This is a genomic window from Baekduia alba (genome assembly GCF_028416635.1).
GTDB lineage: Bacteria > Actinomycetota > Thermoleophilia > Solirubrobacterales > Solirubrobacteraceae > Baekduia > Baekduia alba.
This window is the reverse complement of record NZ_CP114013.1, coordinates 719,199-733,462: the sequence shown is the minus strand read 5'-3', so window position 1 is coordinate 733,462 and position 14,264 is coordinate 719,199. Positions and strand designations below refer to the sequence as shown.

13 protein-coding genes are annotated in these 14,264 nt (G+C 72.9%); 9 read left to right on the top strand and 4 right to left on the bottom strand.

Annotated features, from left to right (window positions below; genetic code table 11):
* Nucleotides 1-26: 26 nt before the first annotated feature.
* Nucleotides 27-1,427, bottom strand: coding sequence for a hypothetical protein (locus DSM104299_RS03490; protein WP_272475904.1), 1,401 nt, complete (start codon nt 1,425-1,427; stop codon nt 27-29).
* Nucleotides 1,428-1,530: 103 nt separating this feature from the next.
* Here DSM104299_RS03490 and DSM104299_RS03485 point away from each other — a divergent pair, with 103 nt between their 5' ends.
* Genes DSM104299_RS03485 through DSM104299_RS03470 form a run of 4 tightly spaced genes read left to right on the top strand, consistent with a single transcriptional unit; the run spans nt 1,531 to nt 5,088 of the window.
* A complete protein-coding gene (locus tag DSM104299_RS03485) occupies nt 1,531-2,115 on the top strand; it encodes a TetR/AcrR family transcriptional regulator (protein WP_272475903.1) in 585 nt (194 codons plus the stop codon).
* Nucleotides 2,112-3,341, top strand: a complete 1,230-nt coding sequence (locus tag DSM104299_RS03480; protein WP_272475902.1) for an acyl-CoA dehydrogenase family protein — start codon at nt 2,112-2,114, stop codon at nt 3,339-3,341. Before DSM104299_RS03485 ends, DSM104299_RS03480 begins: the two co-directional genes overlap by 4 nt.
* On the top strand, nt 3,342-4,421 hold the full coding sequence (locus tag DSM104299_RS03475; RefSeq protein WP_272475901.1) for a phosphotransferase family protein: 1,080 nt from the start codon (nt 3,342-3,344) through the stop codon (nt 4,419-4,421).
* Complete coding sequence (locus tag DSM104299_RS03470; protein WP_272475900.1) at nt 4,411-5,088, top strand: HAD family hydrolase; 678 nt, start codon at nt 4,411-4,413, stop codon at nt 5,086-5,088. Before DSM104299_RS03475 ends, DSM104299_RS03470 begins: the two co-directional genes overlap by 11 nt.
* Nucleotides 5,089-5,228: 140 nt before the next feature.
* On the opposite strand, the gene DSM104299_RS03465 is transcribed toward DSM104299_RS03470, so the two are convergent.
* A complete protein-coding gene (locus tag DSM104299_RS03465; protein ID WP_272475899.1) occupies nt 5,229-6,137 on the bottom strand; it encodes a cytochrome c oxidase assembly protein in 909 nt (302 codons plus the stop codon).
* The gene (locus tag DSM104299_RS03460; protein ID WP_272475898.1) at nt 6,134-6,973 is read right to left on the bottom strand and encodes an EamA family transporter; all 840 of its coding nucleotides are present in this window, start codon (nt 6,971-6,973) and stop codon (nt 6,134-6,136) included. The genes DSM104299_RS03465 and DSM104299_RS03460 overlap by 4 nt, the downstream gene beginning before the upstream one ends.
* A gap of 293 nt (nt 6,974-7,266) precedes the next feature.
* Here DSM104299_RS03460 and DSM104299_RS03455 point away from each other — a divergent pair, with 293 nt between their 5' ends.
* The 5 genes from DSM104299_RS03455 to DSM104299_RS03435 all read left to right on the top strand — a co-directional run bounded on the left by DSM104299_RS03455 (nt 7,267) and on the right by DSM104299_RS03435 (nt 12,649).
* Nucleotides 7,267-9,711 (top strand): hybrid sensor histidine kinase/response regulator, encoded by a 2,445-nt coding sequence (locus DSM104299_RS03455; RefSeq protein ID WP_272475897.1) that lies wholly within the window; start codon nt 7,267-7,269, stop codon nt 9,709-9,711.
* 15 nt (nt 9,712-9,726) lie between these two features.
* Nucleotides 9,727-10,476 carry an HD-GYP domain-containing protein gene (locus tag DSM104299_RS03450; protein ID WP_272475896.1) on the top strand — a complete coding sequence of 250 codons (750 nt, stop codon included), beginning with the start codon at nt 9,727-9,729 and terminating at the stop codon, nt 10,474-10,476.
* Nucleotides 10,469-10,834, top strand: a complete 366-nt coding sequence (locus tag DSM104299_RS03445) for a response regulator (RefSeq protein ID WP_272475895.1) — start codon at nt 10,469-10,471, stop codon at nt 10,832-10,834. The genes DSM104299_RS03450 and DSM104299_RS03445 overlap by 8 nt, the downstream gene beginning before the upstream one ends.
* Before the next feature lie 99 nt (nt 10,835-10,933).
* Nucleotides 10,934-11,350, top strand: a complete 417-nt coding sequence (locus DSM104299_RS03440) for a YciI family protein (RefSeq protein ID WP_272475894.1) — start codon at nt 10,934-10,936, stop codon at nt 11,348-11,350.
* A 6-nt stretch (nt 11,351-11,356) separates the two neighbouring features.
* The gene (locus DSM104299_RS03435; RefSeq protein WP_272475893.1) at nt 11,357-12,649 is read left to right on the top strand and encodes an RNA polymerase sigma factor; all 1,293 of its coding nucleotides are present in this window, start codon (nt 11,357-11,359) and stop codon (nt 12,647-12,649) included.
* A 1-nt stretch (nt 12,650) separates the two neighbouring features.
* On the opposite strand, the gene DSM104299_RS03430 is transcribed toward DSM104299_RS03435, so the two are convergent.
* The gene (locus tag DSM104299_RS03430; RefSeq protein ID WP_272475892.1) at nt 12,651-14,198 is read right to left on the bottom strand and encodes an aldehyde dehydrogenase family protein; all 1,548 of its coding nucleotides are present in this window, start codon (nt 14,196-14,198) and stop codon (nt 12,651-12,653) included.
* Between the last annotated feature and the right edge of the window lie 66 nt (nt 14,199-14,264).

Genomic DNA, 14,264 nt, shown 5'->3' with positions numbered 1-14,264 from the left:
GGGCGGAGCCTAGTGCGCGGCGCGGGCTACTTGCCCATGGCGCGCGTGGCGGGACCCGTCCAGGTCTTGCCCTGCGCGTCGGTCCACTTCACGCGCCAGGCGCGGGTGCTGGAGCCGAGGCTCGCCGACAGCGTCCAGTAGCCGCCGGCGTCGGTCGTCACGGTCTTCAGCGTCGAGAACGCCTTGCCGTTGGCCGCCTGCTGGACGGTGACCTTCGTCACGCCGCCGGCCGGCCGGGCCAGGCCCCACAGCGAGACCTTGGTCGACCCCGCGGTCTTCTTGGCGACGAGCGGGAGCCGGAAGCCGTCGAGCGACGGCTTGGCCTTGCCCGCCGCCGTGCGCAGGCCGGACTCGAAGCCGCTGTACTTCTGCTCCGGCGTGTCGCCCTTGGGCTCGTCGTCGGTGAGCAGGTACTGCGAGAACGCCCGCACGCGCGGGTTGTAATAGGCGATGCGCTCCGAGTACGAGCGGTACTCGGCCTGGCGCTGGAGGCTGACGCCGACGTACGGGTCCGGCGTGGACTGGATGCCGAACTCGGTCAGGTACACGGGCAGGCTCTTCTTGACGACGCCCGCGGCCGCGGCCTTGTCCAAGGCCTTGGTCAGGCGCGAGAGCGAGCCGATCATCACGTTGTTGGGCCCGGGCGAGACGTAGAGCGGGCCGCTGCGGTTGGTGTAGGCGTGGTGGGCGTAGCCGTCCACGCGCAGCTTGTCGCACTTGCCCGACTTCTTGTAGTCGTCGTTCAGGCACAGCGCGCCGCGCAGGAACGTGAGCGGCGCGACGTCCTTGCCCGTGCCGGTCGGCGCGGTCTCGCCCATCAGGACCGGCTTCGTGTCGCCGGCGGCGGCCAGGCCGCGCAGCGCGGCGGCGTAGAGCCCGCGGTAGATCTTCGGCGACGCCGGGCGCTGCTTGGAGTCGTACTGCGGCCCGAGGAAGTCCGGGTGGTTGGGCTCGTTCCAGATCGACCAGCGCGCGACCTCGCTGCCGAAGTGCTTGGACAGCGCGGTCATGAACATGCGGAACTCGTTCGGGCTCGGCCGCGTCGTGTTGTCGACGGCGCCGTTGGTCGCCCAGCGCGGCACCGGGCCGGACGCGGTGACCTGCACGGTCCAGCCGCGGGCCTTGGCCTCGTCGAGCACCGGCTGGTACTTGGACCAGTCGTAGACCGACGGGTCGGCCATGTCGAGCTTGGGCTTGATGCGCGAGTCGTGGTCGGGCGCGACGTCCTTCCAGTACAGGACGATGCGCAGCGCGTGGGCGCCGAGCGAGTCGATCTCGTCGAACGCCGCCTCGCGGTGCGTGGGGTCGAAGAGGTCGCGGGGCGCCTCGAACGTGACCTCCTCCGTCTTGTTGGCGTGCGCGGCGGGCACGGCCGCGAGCAGGACGAGGAGGAGCGCGAGGGGGAGCAGGCGTCGAAGAGCGGTCATCACGAAGGAGGACACGCTAGCGACGAGAGAAGTTGCGTGAGCGCTCTGTGGGGCTCGCGTGAGAGTTGCGTTGGGCCGGCATCTCACATACCTTCGAGTAGGTATGGCAAGTCGGGCCGCAGCCGCGCAGGTCACGCGCACCCGCCTCATCGACGCCGCGATCGAGCGCTTCGCGGCCGACGGGCTGGGCGCCTCGTTCGACGCCGTGGCCGCCGACGTGGGCGTGACCAAGGGCGCGCTGTACCACCACTTCGGCTCCAAGGAGGGGCTGGTGGAGGCCGTCTACAAGGAGGCGATCCGCCGCCACGCCGAGCGCGTCGTGGCGGCGTCGGCCGCCGGCGACGGGCGCGCGCGGCTGCTCGCGCTGGTCGACGCCAGCGCGCGGCTCTACGCGTCCGGCACGCCGTTCTACCGCGTGCTCGGCTCGCTGCACGTCGCCGCCGCGGCCGACCGCCCGGCGCTCGCCGACATCGCCCGGCGCATGCAGGGCAACCAGCGCGAGTTCATGATCGACCTCGTGCGCCAGGGTCAGCGCGACGGCTCGATCGACGCGACGCTCGACGCCGAGGCCGTCGGGCTCACCGTCAACGCCGCGTTGGCCGGCTTCCTGACCCAGCAGCTCGAGCCGCCGGCGCAGCAGCGCCGGTGGGTCGCCAAGTTCCGATCCCTGTTGGAGGACCTGTTGTGATCGACTTCACCGTGCCGCCGGAGCTCACCGAGCTCCTGGGCCGGATCAAGGCCTACATCTCGGAGGACGTCATCCCGGCCGAGTCCGAGATCGCCGACCCCGACGACGTGCTGGGCTCGTGGGCGGTCGTCGAGCGGCTGCGCGACCGGGCGCGCGAGCGCGGGATCTTCACCCCGCACCTGCCCGAGGAGTACGGCGGAGTGGGCATCGGCGCGCTGGGCATGGCCCTGATCTCGCAGGAGCTGGGCACCGCGCCGCTCGGCGCGCTGGGCATGAACTGCATGGCGCCCGACGAGGGCAACATGCACACCCTGCTCATCGCGGGCAGCGAGGAGCAGAAGGACCGCTGGCTGCGCCCGCTGGCCGACGGCGCGATCCGCTCGTGCTTCGCGATGACCGAGCCGGACGTCGCCTCCAGCGACCCCACGAACCTGGAGACGACGGCCGCCCGGTCCGACGACGGGACCGGGTACGTCATCAACGGCCGCAAGTGGTGCATCACCGGGGCGATCGGCGCGGCGTTCAGCATCGTGGTGGCCAAGACGGGCGACGACGAGGCGCGCGGCCATCGCAACTACAGCCTCATCCTCGTCCCGACCGACACGCCCGGCTGGGCCGTCGAGCGCGACCCGGAGTGGATGGGCAGCCACTCGCCCGGCGGCCATCCGATCATCACGCTGACCGACGTGCGCGTCCCGGCGAGCAACCTGCTCGGCGCCGAGGGCGAGGGCTTCGTCATCGCCCAGAAGCGCCTGGCCGGCGGCCGCCTCGCCCACGCGATGCGCTGGATCGGGATGTCGCAGCGCGCGCTGGACCTGGCGACGGCGCGGCTGCTGGAGCGCAGGGCGTTCGGCAAGGAGCTCGCGCGCCACCAGATGCTCCAGGCGATGATCGCCGACAGCGCGATGGACCTCTACGCCTCGCGGCTGATGGTCCTGCACACGGCCTGGAAGCTGGAGCACGGCCTCCCCCACCGCCAGGAGGTCGCGATGACCAAGACCTTCGTGTCGGAGGCCTTCGGCCGCATCGCCGACCGCGCCGTGCAGATCCACGGCGCCGCCGGCATCGCGCTCGACCTGCCGGTCGGCCGCATTTACCAGGACGCGCGCGCGGCGCGCATCTACGACGGCGCCTCGGAGGTGCACCGCATGACGATCGCCCGCGAGCTGCTCAAGCTGGCGATGTCCGGCGAGTCCACGAAGGCCGCGACCGGAGACCTCGCGTAGATGCCCCACGAGATCGCACCCGACGACGTCGTCCGCACCCACGCCGAGGGCGAGGGCAACGACCGCCCGCCGCTGCTCGTGATCGAGCCGTTGTTGTCGTTCTTGGACGAGCACGGGCTCGGCGCCGGCGAGCCGACGATCAGCCCGATCGGCGACGGCCACTCCAACGCCACGTACCTGTTCGAGCGCGGCGGCGCGCGCTTCGTGCTGCGCCGCCCGCCGCGGCCGCCGATCCCGCCGTCGGCCAACGACATGCTGCGCGAGGCGCGCGTCCTGCGCGGGCTCGAGGGCCGCGCGCGCGTCCCGAGGGTCCTGGCCGTCAACGACGACGCGTCGGTGATCGGCGCGCCGTTCTACGTGATGGAGCTGGTCGAGGGCTTCGTCGTCACGACCGCGATGCCGGCCGTGCTCGACACGCCCGAGGAGCGGCGGCGCACGGCGCACGACCTGATCGACGCGATGGTCGAGGTGCACGGCGTCGACTGGCGCGCGGCCGGGCTGGAGGGCTTCGGCAAGCCCGACGGCTACCTCGAGCGCCAGCTGCGCCGCTTCCTCGGGCTCTGGGACCACAACAAGACGCGCGAGATCCCGGCCGTCGAGGTCGTCGGCGCGTGGCTGAAGCAGAACCTCCCGACGTCGCCGCCCGCGACCGTCGTCCACGGCGACTACCGCCTCGGCAACGTGCTGCTGGAGCCGGCCGCGCCGGCGCGCATCGCCGCGATCCTCGACTGGGAGATGTCGACGATCGGCGACCCGCTCGCCGACCTGGGGTACTTCTGCACGCTCTACGTCGAGCGCGACGACCCGTCGCTCGGCAAGTTCGAGCTGTCCAAGGTCACGCGCGGGGAGGGCTGGCCGACGCGCGCCGAGCTCGTCGCGCGCTACGAAGAGCGGTCCGGGCGCTCGATGTCAGACATCCGCTGGTACCGGACGCTGGCGCTGTGGAAGTCGATCGTGTTCATGGAGGGCAACTTCAAGCGCGCGTCGGCCGGCATGAGCGACGACCCGTACCTGAAGTCCTTCGGCGACGGCGTCGTCGGCCTGGCCGAGCGGGCGGAGGCGCTCACCCGTGGCGAGTGACCACACCGGCCTGCTCCTCGACGAGTCGAGGAGCGGCCACGGCGGCGCAGCCGCCCACCAGGGCCTGCTCCTCGACTGGGGCGGGGTCATGACCACCAACCTGTTCGCGGCGTTCGGCGCGTTCTGCGCGACCGAGGGCGTGGCGCCCGACCTGCTGCGCGAGGCGTTCCGCCACGACGAGGAGACGCGTGACGCGCTGATCGCCTTCGAGGAGGGCCGGATGAACGACGACCTGTTCGCCAGCCACCTCGCCAAGGCGCTCGGACTGCCGCACGAGCGCGCCGACGGCCTGATCGACCGCATGATGGCCGGCGCGACCGTCGAGCCCGCCATGGTGGACATGGTCAGGCACGCGCGCGCGGCGGACGTCCGCGTCGCGATGGTCTCCAACTCCTGGGGCGAGCTGCGCTACCCGGCCGAGCTGGTCGCCGAGCTCTTCGACGCGACCGTCGTCTCCGGCCACGAGGGCTTCCGCAAGCCGGACACGCGCATGTACCGGCTCGGCGCCGAGCGCCTCGGCCTGGCGCCGGAGGCCTGCGTGATGGTCGACGACCTCCCGTTCAACCTCGAGCCGGCCGCGGCGCTGGGCATGGCGACCGTCCTGCACCACGACCCGGAGGCGACGATCGGCCGCCTTCAGGTGCACTTGGGCGTCCCGCTGCGGTGAGCAGGGCGGCGACCGCCCTTGAGTGGGCGTGTCGACCGCCGATCTCGCGTGGGGGTGGAGAGGGGACGGGGTCATCACGCTGTCGCTCTTGGACACCGCGATGGCGCCGCGCGCCGACGCGCGCTTCGACCATGGCGCCGTCAGTCGCGGTCGCGGCCGCGGCCGCGGTCCCGGTCGATCCGGGCGCGGAGCTCGCCGCCCCGTCCCGCTGAGACCGCGCGCGCCGCGCGCTCGGGCGTCAGCGCGACGCCCTGGGCCGACGCGTAGTCGAGCAGCTCCTGGCGCTCGTCGCTCTCGCGCGCCGCGCGCAGGAACAGCCAGCAGAACAGGCAGACCGTGAGCAGCGGCGCCTCGATGTCCATGATCCCGCCGGCGATCGCCTGGTCAGACTTGGCCGTGATGCCGTGCGCCGCCTCGCCGGGCGCGTAAGCCGTGTAGAAGGTGCTGCCGAACAGCAGCGTGTTGGCGAGGATCGCGCCGAACAGCCGGACGCCGACGATGTACCCGGCCTTCCACGCCGTCCCGAACCACGCCGGCTGGGGCAGCGGCCCGAGCAGGCACATCCACATGTTCGCGCTGAAGAAGATGAAGCACAGGTGCTCCAGCGCGTGGATGCCGTCGTGGCGCAGCGCGGCCTCGTGCAGCGCCGGGACGTGCCAGGCGTACAGGTCGATCGCCCAGAGCGGCAGCGCGACGAGCGGATGGGCCAGGACGCGCAGCCGGTCGAACAGCTTGATGCGCAACAGCGGCGCGATGACCGGCGCGGTCAGGCCCAACACCACCAACAACGCGCCCGCGTCGGAGATGATCAGGTGCTCGACCATGTGCACCCAGAACAGCTCGTCGCTCAGCGTCGACAGCGGCGAGACGAGCACGGCCACGATCAGCGCGACGCCGGCGTAGAAGGACGCCTGGCGCCACCCGGGCACCGCCCGCGGCGTCCCGCGCAGCGTCCGCACCCGCTTGGCGTACAGCCCCGCGCTGATCGCCGCCGGCGCCAGCTGCAGCGGCGCGAACGTGAACGACGCGCTCGCGACCATCGCGCTCATCCCGCCGCCACCAGCGCCACGCCGCCGAGCGCCAGCACGATCCCGACGACCTGCGGCGCGCGCACCCGCTCGTGCAGCACCACCGCGGCCAGCAGCACGGTCGCGACCGGGTACATCCCGCCGAGCACCGAGACGACGCTGAGGTCGCCCTTGGTGTTGGCGATGGCGATCAGCGCGGTCGCGGCCAGGTCGATGCAGCCGACCGCGGCGATCCCGAGGCCGAGGCGCCGCGCCGGCCACGCCGGCCTGTTGTAGGCGATGACGGCCGCGACGAACGGCAGCGCCGCCGAGCGCGCGCACACCAGCGTCCACGGCACCGACGCGTCCGACGGCGCGTCGGTCAGCGCGAAGAACCCGCCGAAGCCGACGGCGCTCAGCAGCGCGAGCAGCAGCGCCGTCCGCCCCGCCTCCGCCGACGCGGCGTCCGCGTGCTCCTCGCGCGAGGCGAGCACCACGCCGGCGACGATCGCCGCGAGCCCGACGGCCGTGAGCGCCGACGGCCGGTTGCCGGTGGCGATCCCGACCACGACCGGCAGCGCCACGCCCGCCGAGGAGATCGGGGCGACCACGCTCATCGTCCCGATCGCCAGCGCGCGGTAGAAGCAGCCGAGGCCGAGGACGCCGCTCAACCCGCCGGCGATCGCCGACCAGAAGTCCCGCGAGCTGTCGAAGAACGCGGCGCCCGAGAGCAGCGTGATCGCGACGATGACCACCAGCCCGCCGCCCTCGACGAGCAGCAGGACGACCGGGACGCTAACCCTGCGGCTGGCGAGCCCGGCGAGGAAGTCCGACAGACCCCAGGACGCCGCGGCGGCGAGAGCGAGGGCGATGGCCATGCACGCCGGATCCTGGCAGGGCGCGCGCCGTGAAGCCCCCGGCCGGCGTCGCCGGGATCGCCGGGACCGCGACGGCGCCGAGCGCCAGGCCCCGCGCGCGGGTCGCCGGCGCGGGGTGCGCGACGCCCGGCCCGGCCGGGCCGAACACCAGCTGACGCAGGTAGTGCGCGCGCCCGACACCGCCGTCGCCGGTCGTCGCGACCGCCGCCACGGCGACGCCGACGAGCACCACCGGCAGCGATACACGCCAAAACCGTGCGCGCACGTCTCCCCGGCCCGGTACCGTCACGCGCGTGCGCCGGCTTTCCATCGCGCGCTCGGTCCAACTGGCGCTCTTGGGGTTGACGATCGCTCTCACGGCGATCGCGGGTTTCGGCGTGGGCGCGCTGTACTCCTCCCGCCAGCACTACGAAGACCAGCTCGCCCGCGCGTTCGAGGTCAAGGCGTCGTCCGGGAAGCTGCTCGCGGCGTCCGTCGTCGAGGAGGCCACGCTGCGCGCCGGGGGCGGCGGCGACGTCGACGCCAACGCCGAGGCGCGCGCGAAGGCCGCCTACACCCAGGCGCTGGCCGACACGCGCCGGCGCGCCGCCGACGACGAGGAGTCGCTCAAGCTCGTCGACGCCGCCGGCGCCGCGCAGGCGCGCCTGCGGCAGCCCGACGCCCCGGCCGGCGCCGCCCTGGCCGCGCGCGCGCCGATCAACGCGCTCTCCCGGCGCCAGGACGTGCGCCTGGCCAAGGCCGACGACGCCGCGCGCGACGACTCGCGCCAGGCGCTGGCGTCGATCACCGCGGCCGGTGGCCTCGCGCTGGCGGGGGCGATCGCGCTCGTCGCGCTGCTGCTCGCCGGCGTCCGCCGGCCGCTGGAGTCGCTGGTCGACGCGAGCGCGAAGCTCGCGGGCGGCGACCTCAGCGCGCGCGTCAACGACCAGACCGGCCCGGACGAGCTGCGCCAGCTCGGCACGTCGTTCAACGCGATGGCGACCGACCTCGAGGAGGCCAACGAGCGTCTGGAGGCGGAGCGCCGGCGCCTCGCCGTCACGGTCCGCTCGCTCGGCGACGGCCTGCTGATCGTCGACGACGAAGGCCTCGTCGCGTCCGCGAACCCGCGCGCGCTGCGCCTCGCGCCCGAGCTCGAGGTCGGCCATCCGCCCGAGCGCGGCGGCGTCGTGCTGCCGACGGTCGACGAGGCGGTCGGCGTCGAGATCCTGCTCGAGCACGAGGGTCGCACGCTCGCGGTCACCGCCGCGCGCCTGGAGGAGCACGGCGACGGCGGCGGCGTGGTCTGGACGCTGCGCGACGCGACCGAGCGCGCGCGGCTGGAGCGCCTGAAGAGCGAGTTCGTCGCGACCGCCTCGCACGAGCTGCGCTCGCCGCTGACCTCCATCAAGGGCTTCGTCGAGCTGCTGCGCGCGGGCGACAGCCTGGACGACCGCCAGCGCGAGTTCCTGGACATCGTCCTGGTCTCCACCAACCGCCTGGTCGACCTCGTCAACGACCTGCTCGACGTCGCGCGGCTGGAGGCCGGGCGCGTCGAGGTCCATCGCCGGCCGGTCGACGTCGGCGAGGTGCTCGACGACGTCGTCACGCTCCTGCGCGGCCGCATCACGACCAAGGACCAGGACGTCAACGTCGACGTCGCGGCCGACACGCCGCGCGTCCTGGCCGACGCCACGCGCCTGCGCCAGATGTTGACCAACCTGGTCACCAACGCCCACCTCTACACCGACGACGGCGGGACGCTCACGCTGCGCGCCGGAGCGCACGGGGCGAGCGGTGTCCGGATCGAGGTCGCCGACACCGGCCGCGGCATGACGCCGGCCGAGCTGGAGCACGTCTTCGAGCGCTTCTCGCGCGGGGCGGGCTCGACGGGCACGCCCGGCACCGGGCTCGGGCTGTCGATCGTGAAGTCCTTGGTCGACCTGCACGGCGGCACGATCGACGTCGCCTCAACGCCCGGCGAGGGCACGACGTTCGCCATCACCTTGCCCGCGGCCCCGCAGCCCGGCGTGGTCACGCGGCCCAGCGACGCGCTGCGCGGCCGCCGCGTCCTGGTGATGGACGACGAGCCCGAGACCGCGCGGCTGATCGCCGAGCGCCTGGAGCCGTTCGGCGTGGAGTGCGAGATCGTCCACGACGGCGCGACCGCGCTGGAGCGCCTGCGCGCCGAGGACTTCGACGCGATGACGCTCGACGTCCTGATGCCGGGCGTCTCCGGCTTCGAGGTGCTGCGCGAGCTGCGCGCCGACCCGCGCCTGGCCGAGCTGCCGGTCGTCGTCGTCTCGGTCTTCTCCGGCCGCGAGGCGCTGTCGGGCGAGTGGGTCATCAGCAAGCCGATCGACGCCGAGGAGCTGGCCGACGCGCTCGGCTCCGCGGTCATGGCCGGCCGCGTGCGCGTCCTGGCCGTCGGCCGGCCGGACGTGCGGTCCAACCTGCGCCGCACGCTCGACGAGCTGGCGATCGAGCACGAATGGGCGTCCACGCCGCTGGAGGCCGCGAGGCTCTGCGCGTCACGGCGCTTCGAGGTCGCGCTGGTCGACGCCGGCCTACCCGACGTCGAGGCCGCCATCGCCGGCCTGGACCTGCGCGGGCGGCGCCTGCGGCGCTCGGTCGTCGTGGTCTCGGCCGACGGCGACGGCGTTCCCGGGCTGGCCCGGCTGGACGCCGAGCCGATCCCGGTCGAGGAGGCCGGAGCGGCCGTCTTGGCGCTGTTGCAGCCGACGGCCGCTGCGGACTTGTAGGCTCGGCGGCGAGCGATGCCTGGCAAGGGGACCACCACCGACGTCTCGGTGCTGCAAGAACGGCTGGCGACGGTCGAGCGATCGGCGGCCGAGAAGGAGCAGCAGCTCGAGCGCTACGCGGCCGATCTGCGCGAGACGTTCAAGCGCGAGCGCGAGCGCCGCCACGAGCTGCGCCGGTCCTACATGGCCACGGTGCGGGCGCTGTGCAACGCCGTCGAGGCGCGCGACGCCTACACCGGCAAGCACGCCGAGCGGGTCGCCGCCTACGGCATGGAGATCGCGAAGGTGCTCGACGCGCCGTTCAGCGAGGACCCCGAGGTCGAGTTCGGGTTCCTGCTGCACGACGTCGGCAAGGTCGCGGTCCCGGACTCGATCCTCTGGAAGCCGGAGCCGCTGACGCCCGAGGAGCGCACGCTGATGGAGCGCCATCCGCTCGTCGGGTGGGAGATCCTGCGCGAGATCGAATTCCTCGGCGAGGCAAAGCTCGTCGTCCGCCACCACCACGAGCGCTGGGACGGCGCCGGGTACCCGGACGGCCTGGCGGGCGAGCTGATCCCGCTGAGCGCGCGCGTGTTCGCGGTGGCCGACGTCCTCGACGCCCTGACGACGGTGCGCCCGTATCGGGCGCCGTCGGAGATCGTCGAGGCGCGCGCCATGATCCGGGAGTGCTCCGGCACGCAGTTCGACCCCGAGGTGGTCGACGCGTTCCTCGAGATCACGCCCGAGCGCCTGGCGCGCATCCAGGTCGAGGTCGGCGATGCGTAGCGTCCTGATCGTCGACGACGACCCGTTCATCCGGAAGCTCGTCTCGACGACCTTGGAGGACGTCGCCGGCTTCCAGCTGCACGAGGCCGCCAACGGCGTCGAGGCCGTCGAGCGCGCCAACGAGGTCCATCCCGAGCTCGTGTTCCTCGACATCGACATGCCGCGCATGGACGGCATCGAGGCGTGCCGCCTGATCCGCGCGCAGGACAACGGCGCCGCCAAGGCGACGATCGTGATGCTGACCGCCGCCGGCGCGCAGGAGAACGAGACGCGCGCCCGCACCGCCGGCGCCGACCTCTTCCTCACCAAGCCGTTCAGCCCGCTCGACCTGCTGCGGCTCGTCGACGAGCTCGGTTGAGCGCCAACGCGCCAACTCGGCGCCCGTTGTCGATCTCACCCGCGGCCGATCGTCGCCCTCGGTAGAAGCCACCCTGAACCGACACGGAGGATCACCCCCATGCGCTTCATGATGTTCATCAAGGTCGAGCCCGGCGACGAGAACTTCGAGCCGACCGAGGCCGACGTCGCGCCGATGATGCGGTACAACGAGGAGCTGACGCAGGCGGGCGTGCTGCTCGCCCTCGACGGCCTGCAGCCGCCGTCCAAGGGCGCCACGATCACGTTCGGCGCCGACGGCAAGGCCGACGTCGTCGACGGGCCGTTCGCCGAGGCCAAGGAGGTCGTCGGCGGCTACTGGATCATCCAGACCAAGTCCAAGGAGGAGGCGGTCGAGTGGGCGACGCGCGTCCCCGCGGAGCCGGGCACGAAGATCGAGCTGCGCCAGATCTTCGAGATGTCGGACTTCCCGGCCGAGCTCCAGGACGCGGCCGGCGAGCTGTCGGCGACGCCGCCTGAGCAGACGTCCGACCTGTAGGACTCGGTGGCTGACGACGCCGAGCGCGCCCGGCGGGCGATCGACGCGGTCTGGCGCATCGAGTCGCCGCGGCTGATCGCCGGCCTCGCGCGGATGACGCGCGACGTCGGCCGCGCCGAAGACCTCGCGCAGGACGCGCTGGTCGCGGCGCTGGAGCGCTGGCCGCGCGACGGCGTGCCCGACAACCCGGGCGCCTGGTTGATGGCGACGGCCAAGCGCCGCGCCATCGACCAGTTCCGCCGGGCGGCCAACCTCGAGCGCAAGCAGGAGGAGCTGGCCTTCGACGTCGGGCTCGCGATGGCGCTGCAGGGCGACATCGTGGCCGCGTCGGTCGAGGACGAGATCGGCGACGGCCTGCTGGCGCTGATCTTCACCTGCTGCCATCCGGTGCTCGGACCGCAGGCGCGGATCGCGCTGACGCTGCGGATGCTCGGCGGGCTGAGGACCGACGAGATCGCGCGCGCGTTCCTGACCAGCGAGGCGACGGTCCAGCAGCGCGTCGTGCGCGCCAAGCGCACGCTGGCGGAGTCCGGCGTCGGGTTCGCGATCCCGGAAGGCGACGAGCTGGCGCCGCGGCTGGCCTCCGTCCTGGAGGTCGTCTACCTCATCTTCAACGAGGGCTACGCGGCGACGGCGGGCGACGACTGGCTGCGGCCGGACCTGTGCTTCGACGCGCTGCGCCTGGCCCGGATCCTGGCGTCGCTCGAGCCGCGCGAGCCCGAGGTCCACGGGTTGTTGTCGCTGTTGGAGCTGCAGGCCTCGCGGCTCCGCGCGCGGACCGCGGCCGGCGGCGCCCCGATCCTGCTGCTCGACCAGGACCGCGCCCGCTGGGACCGGCTGCTGGTCACGCGCGGGCTCGCGTCGCTGGACACCGCGCTGGGCCTGCCGGCGCCGGCCGGGCCGTACACGCTGCAGGCGGCGATCGCCGCGTGCCACGCGCGGGCGCGCACGGCGGCGGAGACCGACTGGGTCAAGATCGCCGCGCTCTACGAGGCGCTGGCGCGGATCGCGCCGTCGCCCGTGCTGGAGGTCAACCGCGCGGTCGCGGTCGGCTTCGCGTTCGGCCCGCTGTCGGGGCTGCGCGTCATCGACGCGGTCATCGCGGCGGACGTGCTGAAGGACTACCACCTGGTCCTGAGCGTGCGCGGCGACCTGCTGTGCAAGCTGGGCCGCTACCCCGAGGCGCACGCGGACTTCACGCGGGCGGCGGGGATGACGCGCAACGCCCGTGAGCGCGAGCTGATGCTGGAGCGCGCCGCCGCCGCGCGCTGGGGCGGCGGCGGCGCATCCCCGAGCTGAGCTAGTCGCGGTTGCCGCGCCCGTACAGGAAGGAGAAGAACTTGCCCAGGCGGGCCGTCATCTTCGCGCTGTACGGGTACATGTGCGGGTCCTTCTTCGTCGCGAAGCGCGTGACGAGGATGGCCTGCTGCTGGCAGTACTTGCGGATGCCGCCGGCGCCGTGGCGCGAGCCGAGGCCCGACGCCTTCGCGCCGCCCATCGGCAGCTCCAGCGCGCTGTAGTTGACCAGCGCGTCGTTGACGCAGACCGCGCCGGCCTCGACGCGGCGGGCGACGGCCTCGGCGTGCTTGGTGTCCTTGCCGAAGACCGACGCGCCCAGCCCGTAGGGCGAGTCGTTGGCGAGGCGGATCGCCTCCTCCTCGTCGCGGACCTTCATGATCGGCAGCGTCGGCCCGAACGTCTCCTCGGTCATCGCCGACATGGTGTGGTCGACGTCGACGAGGATCGTCGGCTCGTACCAGTAGCCGGGGTGGGTGGGGTCCGACTTCTTGCCGCGCGAGCCGCCGACCAGGACCGTCGCGCCCTTGGCCTTGGCGTCCTCGACGTGGCGCTCGACGATGTCGACCTGCGGCGGGAACGTCATCGACCCGACGTCGACCGACCCGGCCGCGCCCGTGCCCTGGCGCAGCGCGCGGGCCTTCTCGGTGACCTTGGCGACGAAGGCGTCGTAGACCGGCTCCTCGACGTAGACGCGCTCGACCGAGATGCAGGTCTGGCCGCCGTTGAGCATGCCGTAGTACAGGGCGGTGTTCGCGGCGCGCTCGACGTCGGCGTCGGCCAGGACGATCATCGGGTCCTTGCCGCCGAGCTCGAGCGAGACGGGCGTGAGCGTCTCGGCCGCCTTGGCCATGACCTTCTTGCCGGTCGCGGTGGAGCCGGTGAACATGATCATGTCGACCTGGTCGACCAGCGCGGCGCCGGTGGCGCCCAGGCCGGTCGCGACCTGGAAGACGCCGTCCGGGATGCCGCACTCCTTCAGGCCCTCGGCGAGCTTGAGGCTCGTCAGCGGCGTGATCTCCGACGGCTTGAGGATCACGGCGTTGCCCGCGGCCAGCGCCGGGACGCAGTCGCCGAACGAGTTGGTGAGCGGGTAGTTCCACGGGCCGATGACGCCGACGAGGCCGAGCGGGCGATAGCGCAGCAGCAGCTTCTTGCCCTTGACCAGGATGGCGGAGGACTTGACCTTCTCGTCGGCCAGGTACTTCTCGGCGTTGGTGGCCCAGAAGCCGAACGCGGCGGCGCCGTAGGAGATCTCGGCGATCAGGGCGTCCTCGTAGGTCTTGCCGGTCTCGGACCGGATGACCGCGATGATCTCCTCCTGGTGGTCGATCACCCACTTCTGCATGCGCTTGAGGATCCGCGCGCGCCCCTCGAAGCCGAGGGCCTCCCAGGCGGGCTGGACCTCGCGGCCGCGCTTGGCCATGGCCGCGATGGCCTCGGCGCCCAGGTCCGGGCAGTGGGCGATGACCTCGCCCGTGGCCGGGTTCTCGACCGCGAACTCGTTCTTGGCGGCGACGGGCTCGTGCACCGTCTCCTCGATGGCTGCCATCCGTCCCTCTCCTGGTTGCTGACGGGGTGTCAAACATACCGGCTGATGTCCGCGGTGACGACCGCG

Excerpts from the sequence above, each read along its gene's own strand:
- DSM104299_RS03485 (WP_272475903.1), top strand. The coding sequence starts at position 1,531 with ATGGCAAGTCGGGCCGCAGCCGCGCAGGTCACGCGCACCCGCCTCATC.
- DSM104299_RS03430 (WP_272475892.1), bottom strand. The coding sequence starts at position 14,198 with ATGGCAGCCATCGAGGAGACGGTGCACGAGCCCGTCGCCGCCAAGAAC.
- DSM104299_RS03450 (WP_272475896.1), top strand. The coding sequence starts at position 9,727 with ATGCCTGGCAAGGGGACCACCACCGACGTCTCGGTGCTGCAAGAACGG.
- DSM104299_RS03445 (WP_272475895.1), top strand. The coding sequence starts at position 10,469 with ATGCGTAGCGTCCTGATCGTCGACGACGACCCGTTCATCCGGAAGCTC.
- DSM104299_RS03465 (WP_272475899.1), bottom strand. The coding sequence starts at position 6,137 with ATGAGCGCGATGGTCGCGAGCGCGTCGTTCACGTTCGCGCCGCTGCAG.
- DSM104299_RS03475 (WP_272475901.1), top strand. The coding sequence starts at position 3,342 with ATGCCCCACGAGATCGCACCCGACGACGTCGTCCGCACCCACGCCGAG.
- DSM104299_RS03490 (WP_272475904.1), bottom strand. The coding sequence starts at position 1,427 with ATGACCGCTCTTCGACGCCTGCTCCCCCTCGCGCTCCTCCTCGTCCTG.
- DSM104299_RS03460 (WP_272475898.1), bottom strand. The coding sequence starts at position 6,973 with ATGGCCATCGCCCTCGCTCTCGCCGCCGCGGCGTCCTGGGGTCTGTCG.
- DSM104299_RS03440 (WP_272475894.1), top strand. The coding sequence starts at position 10,934 with ATGCGCTTCATGATGTTCATCAAGGTCGAGCCCGGCGACGAGAACTTC.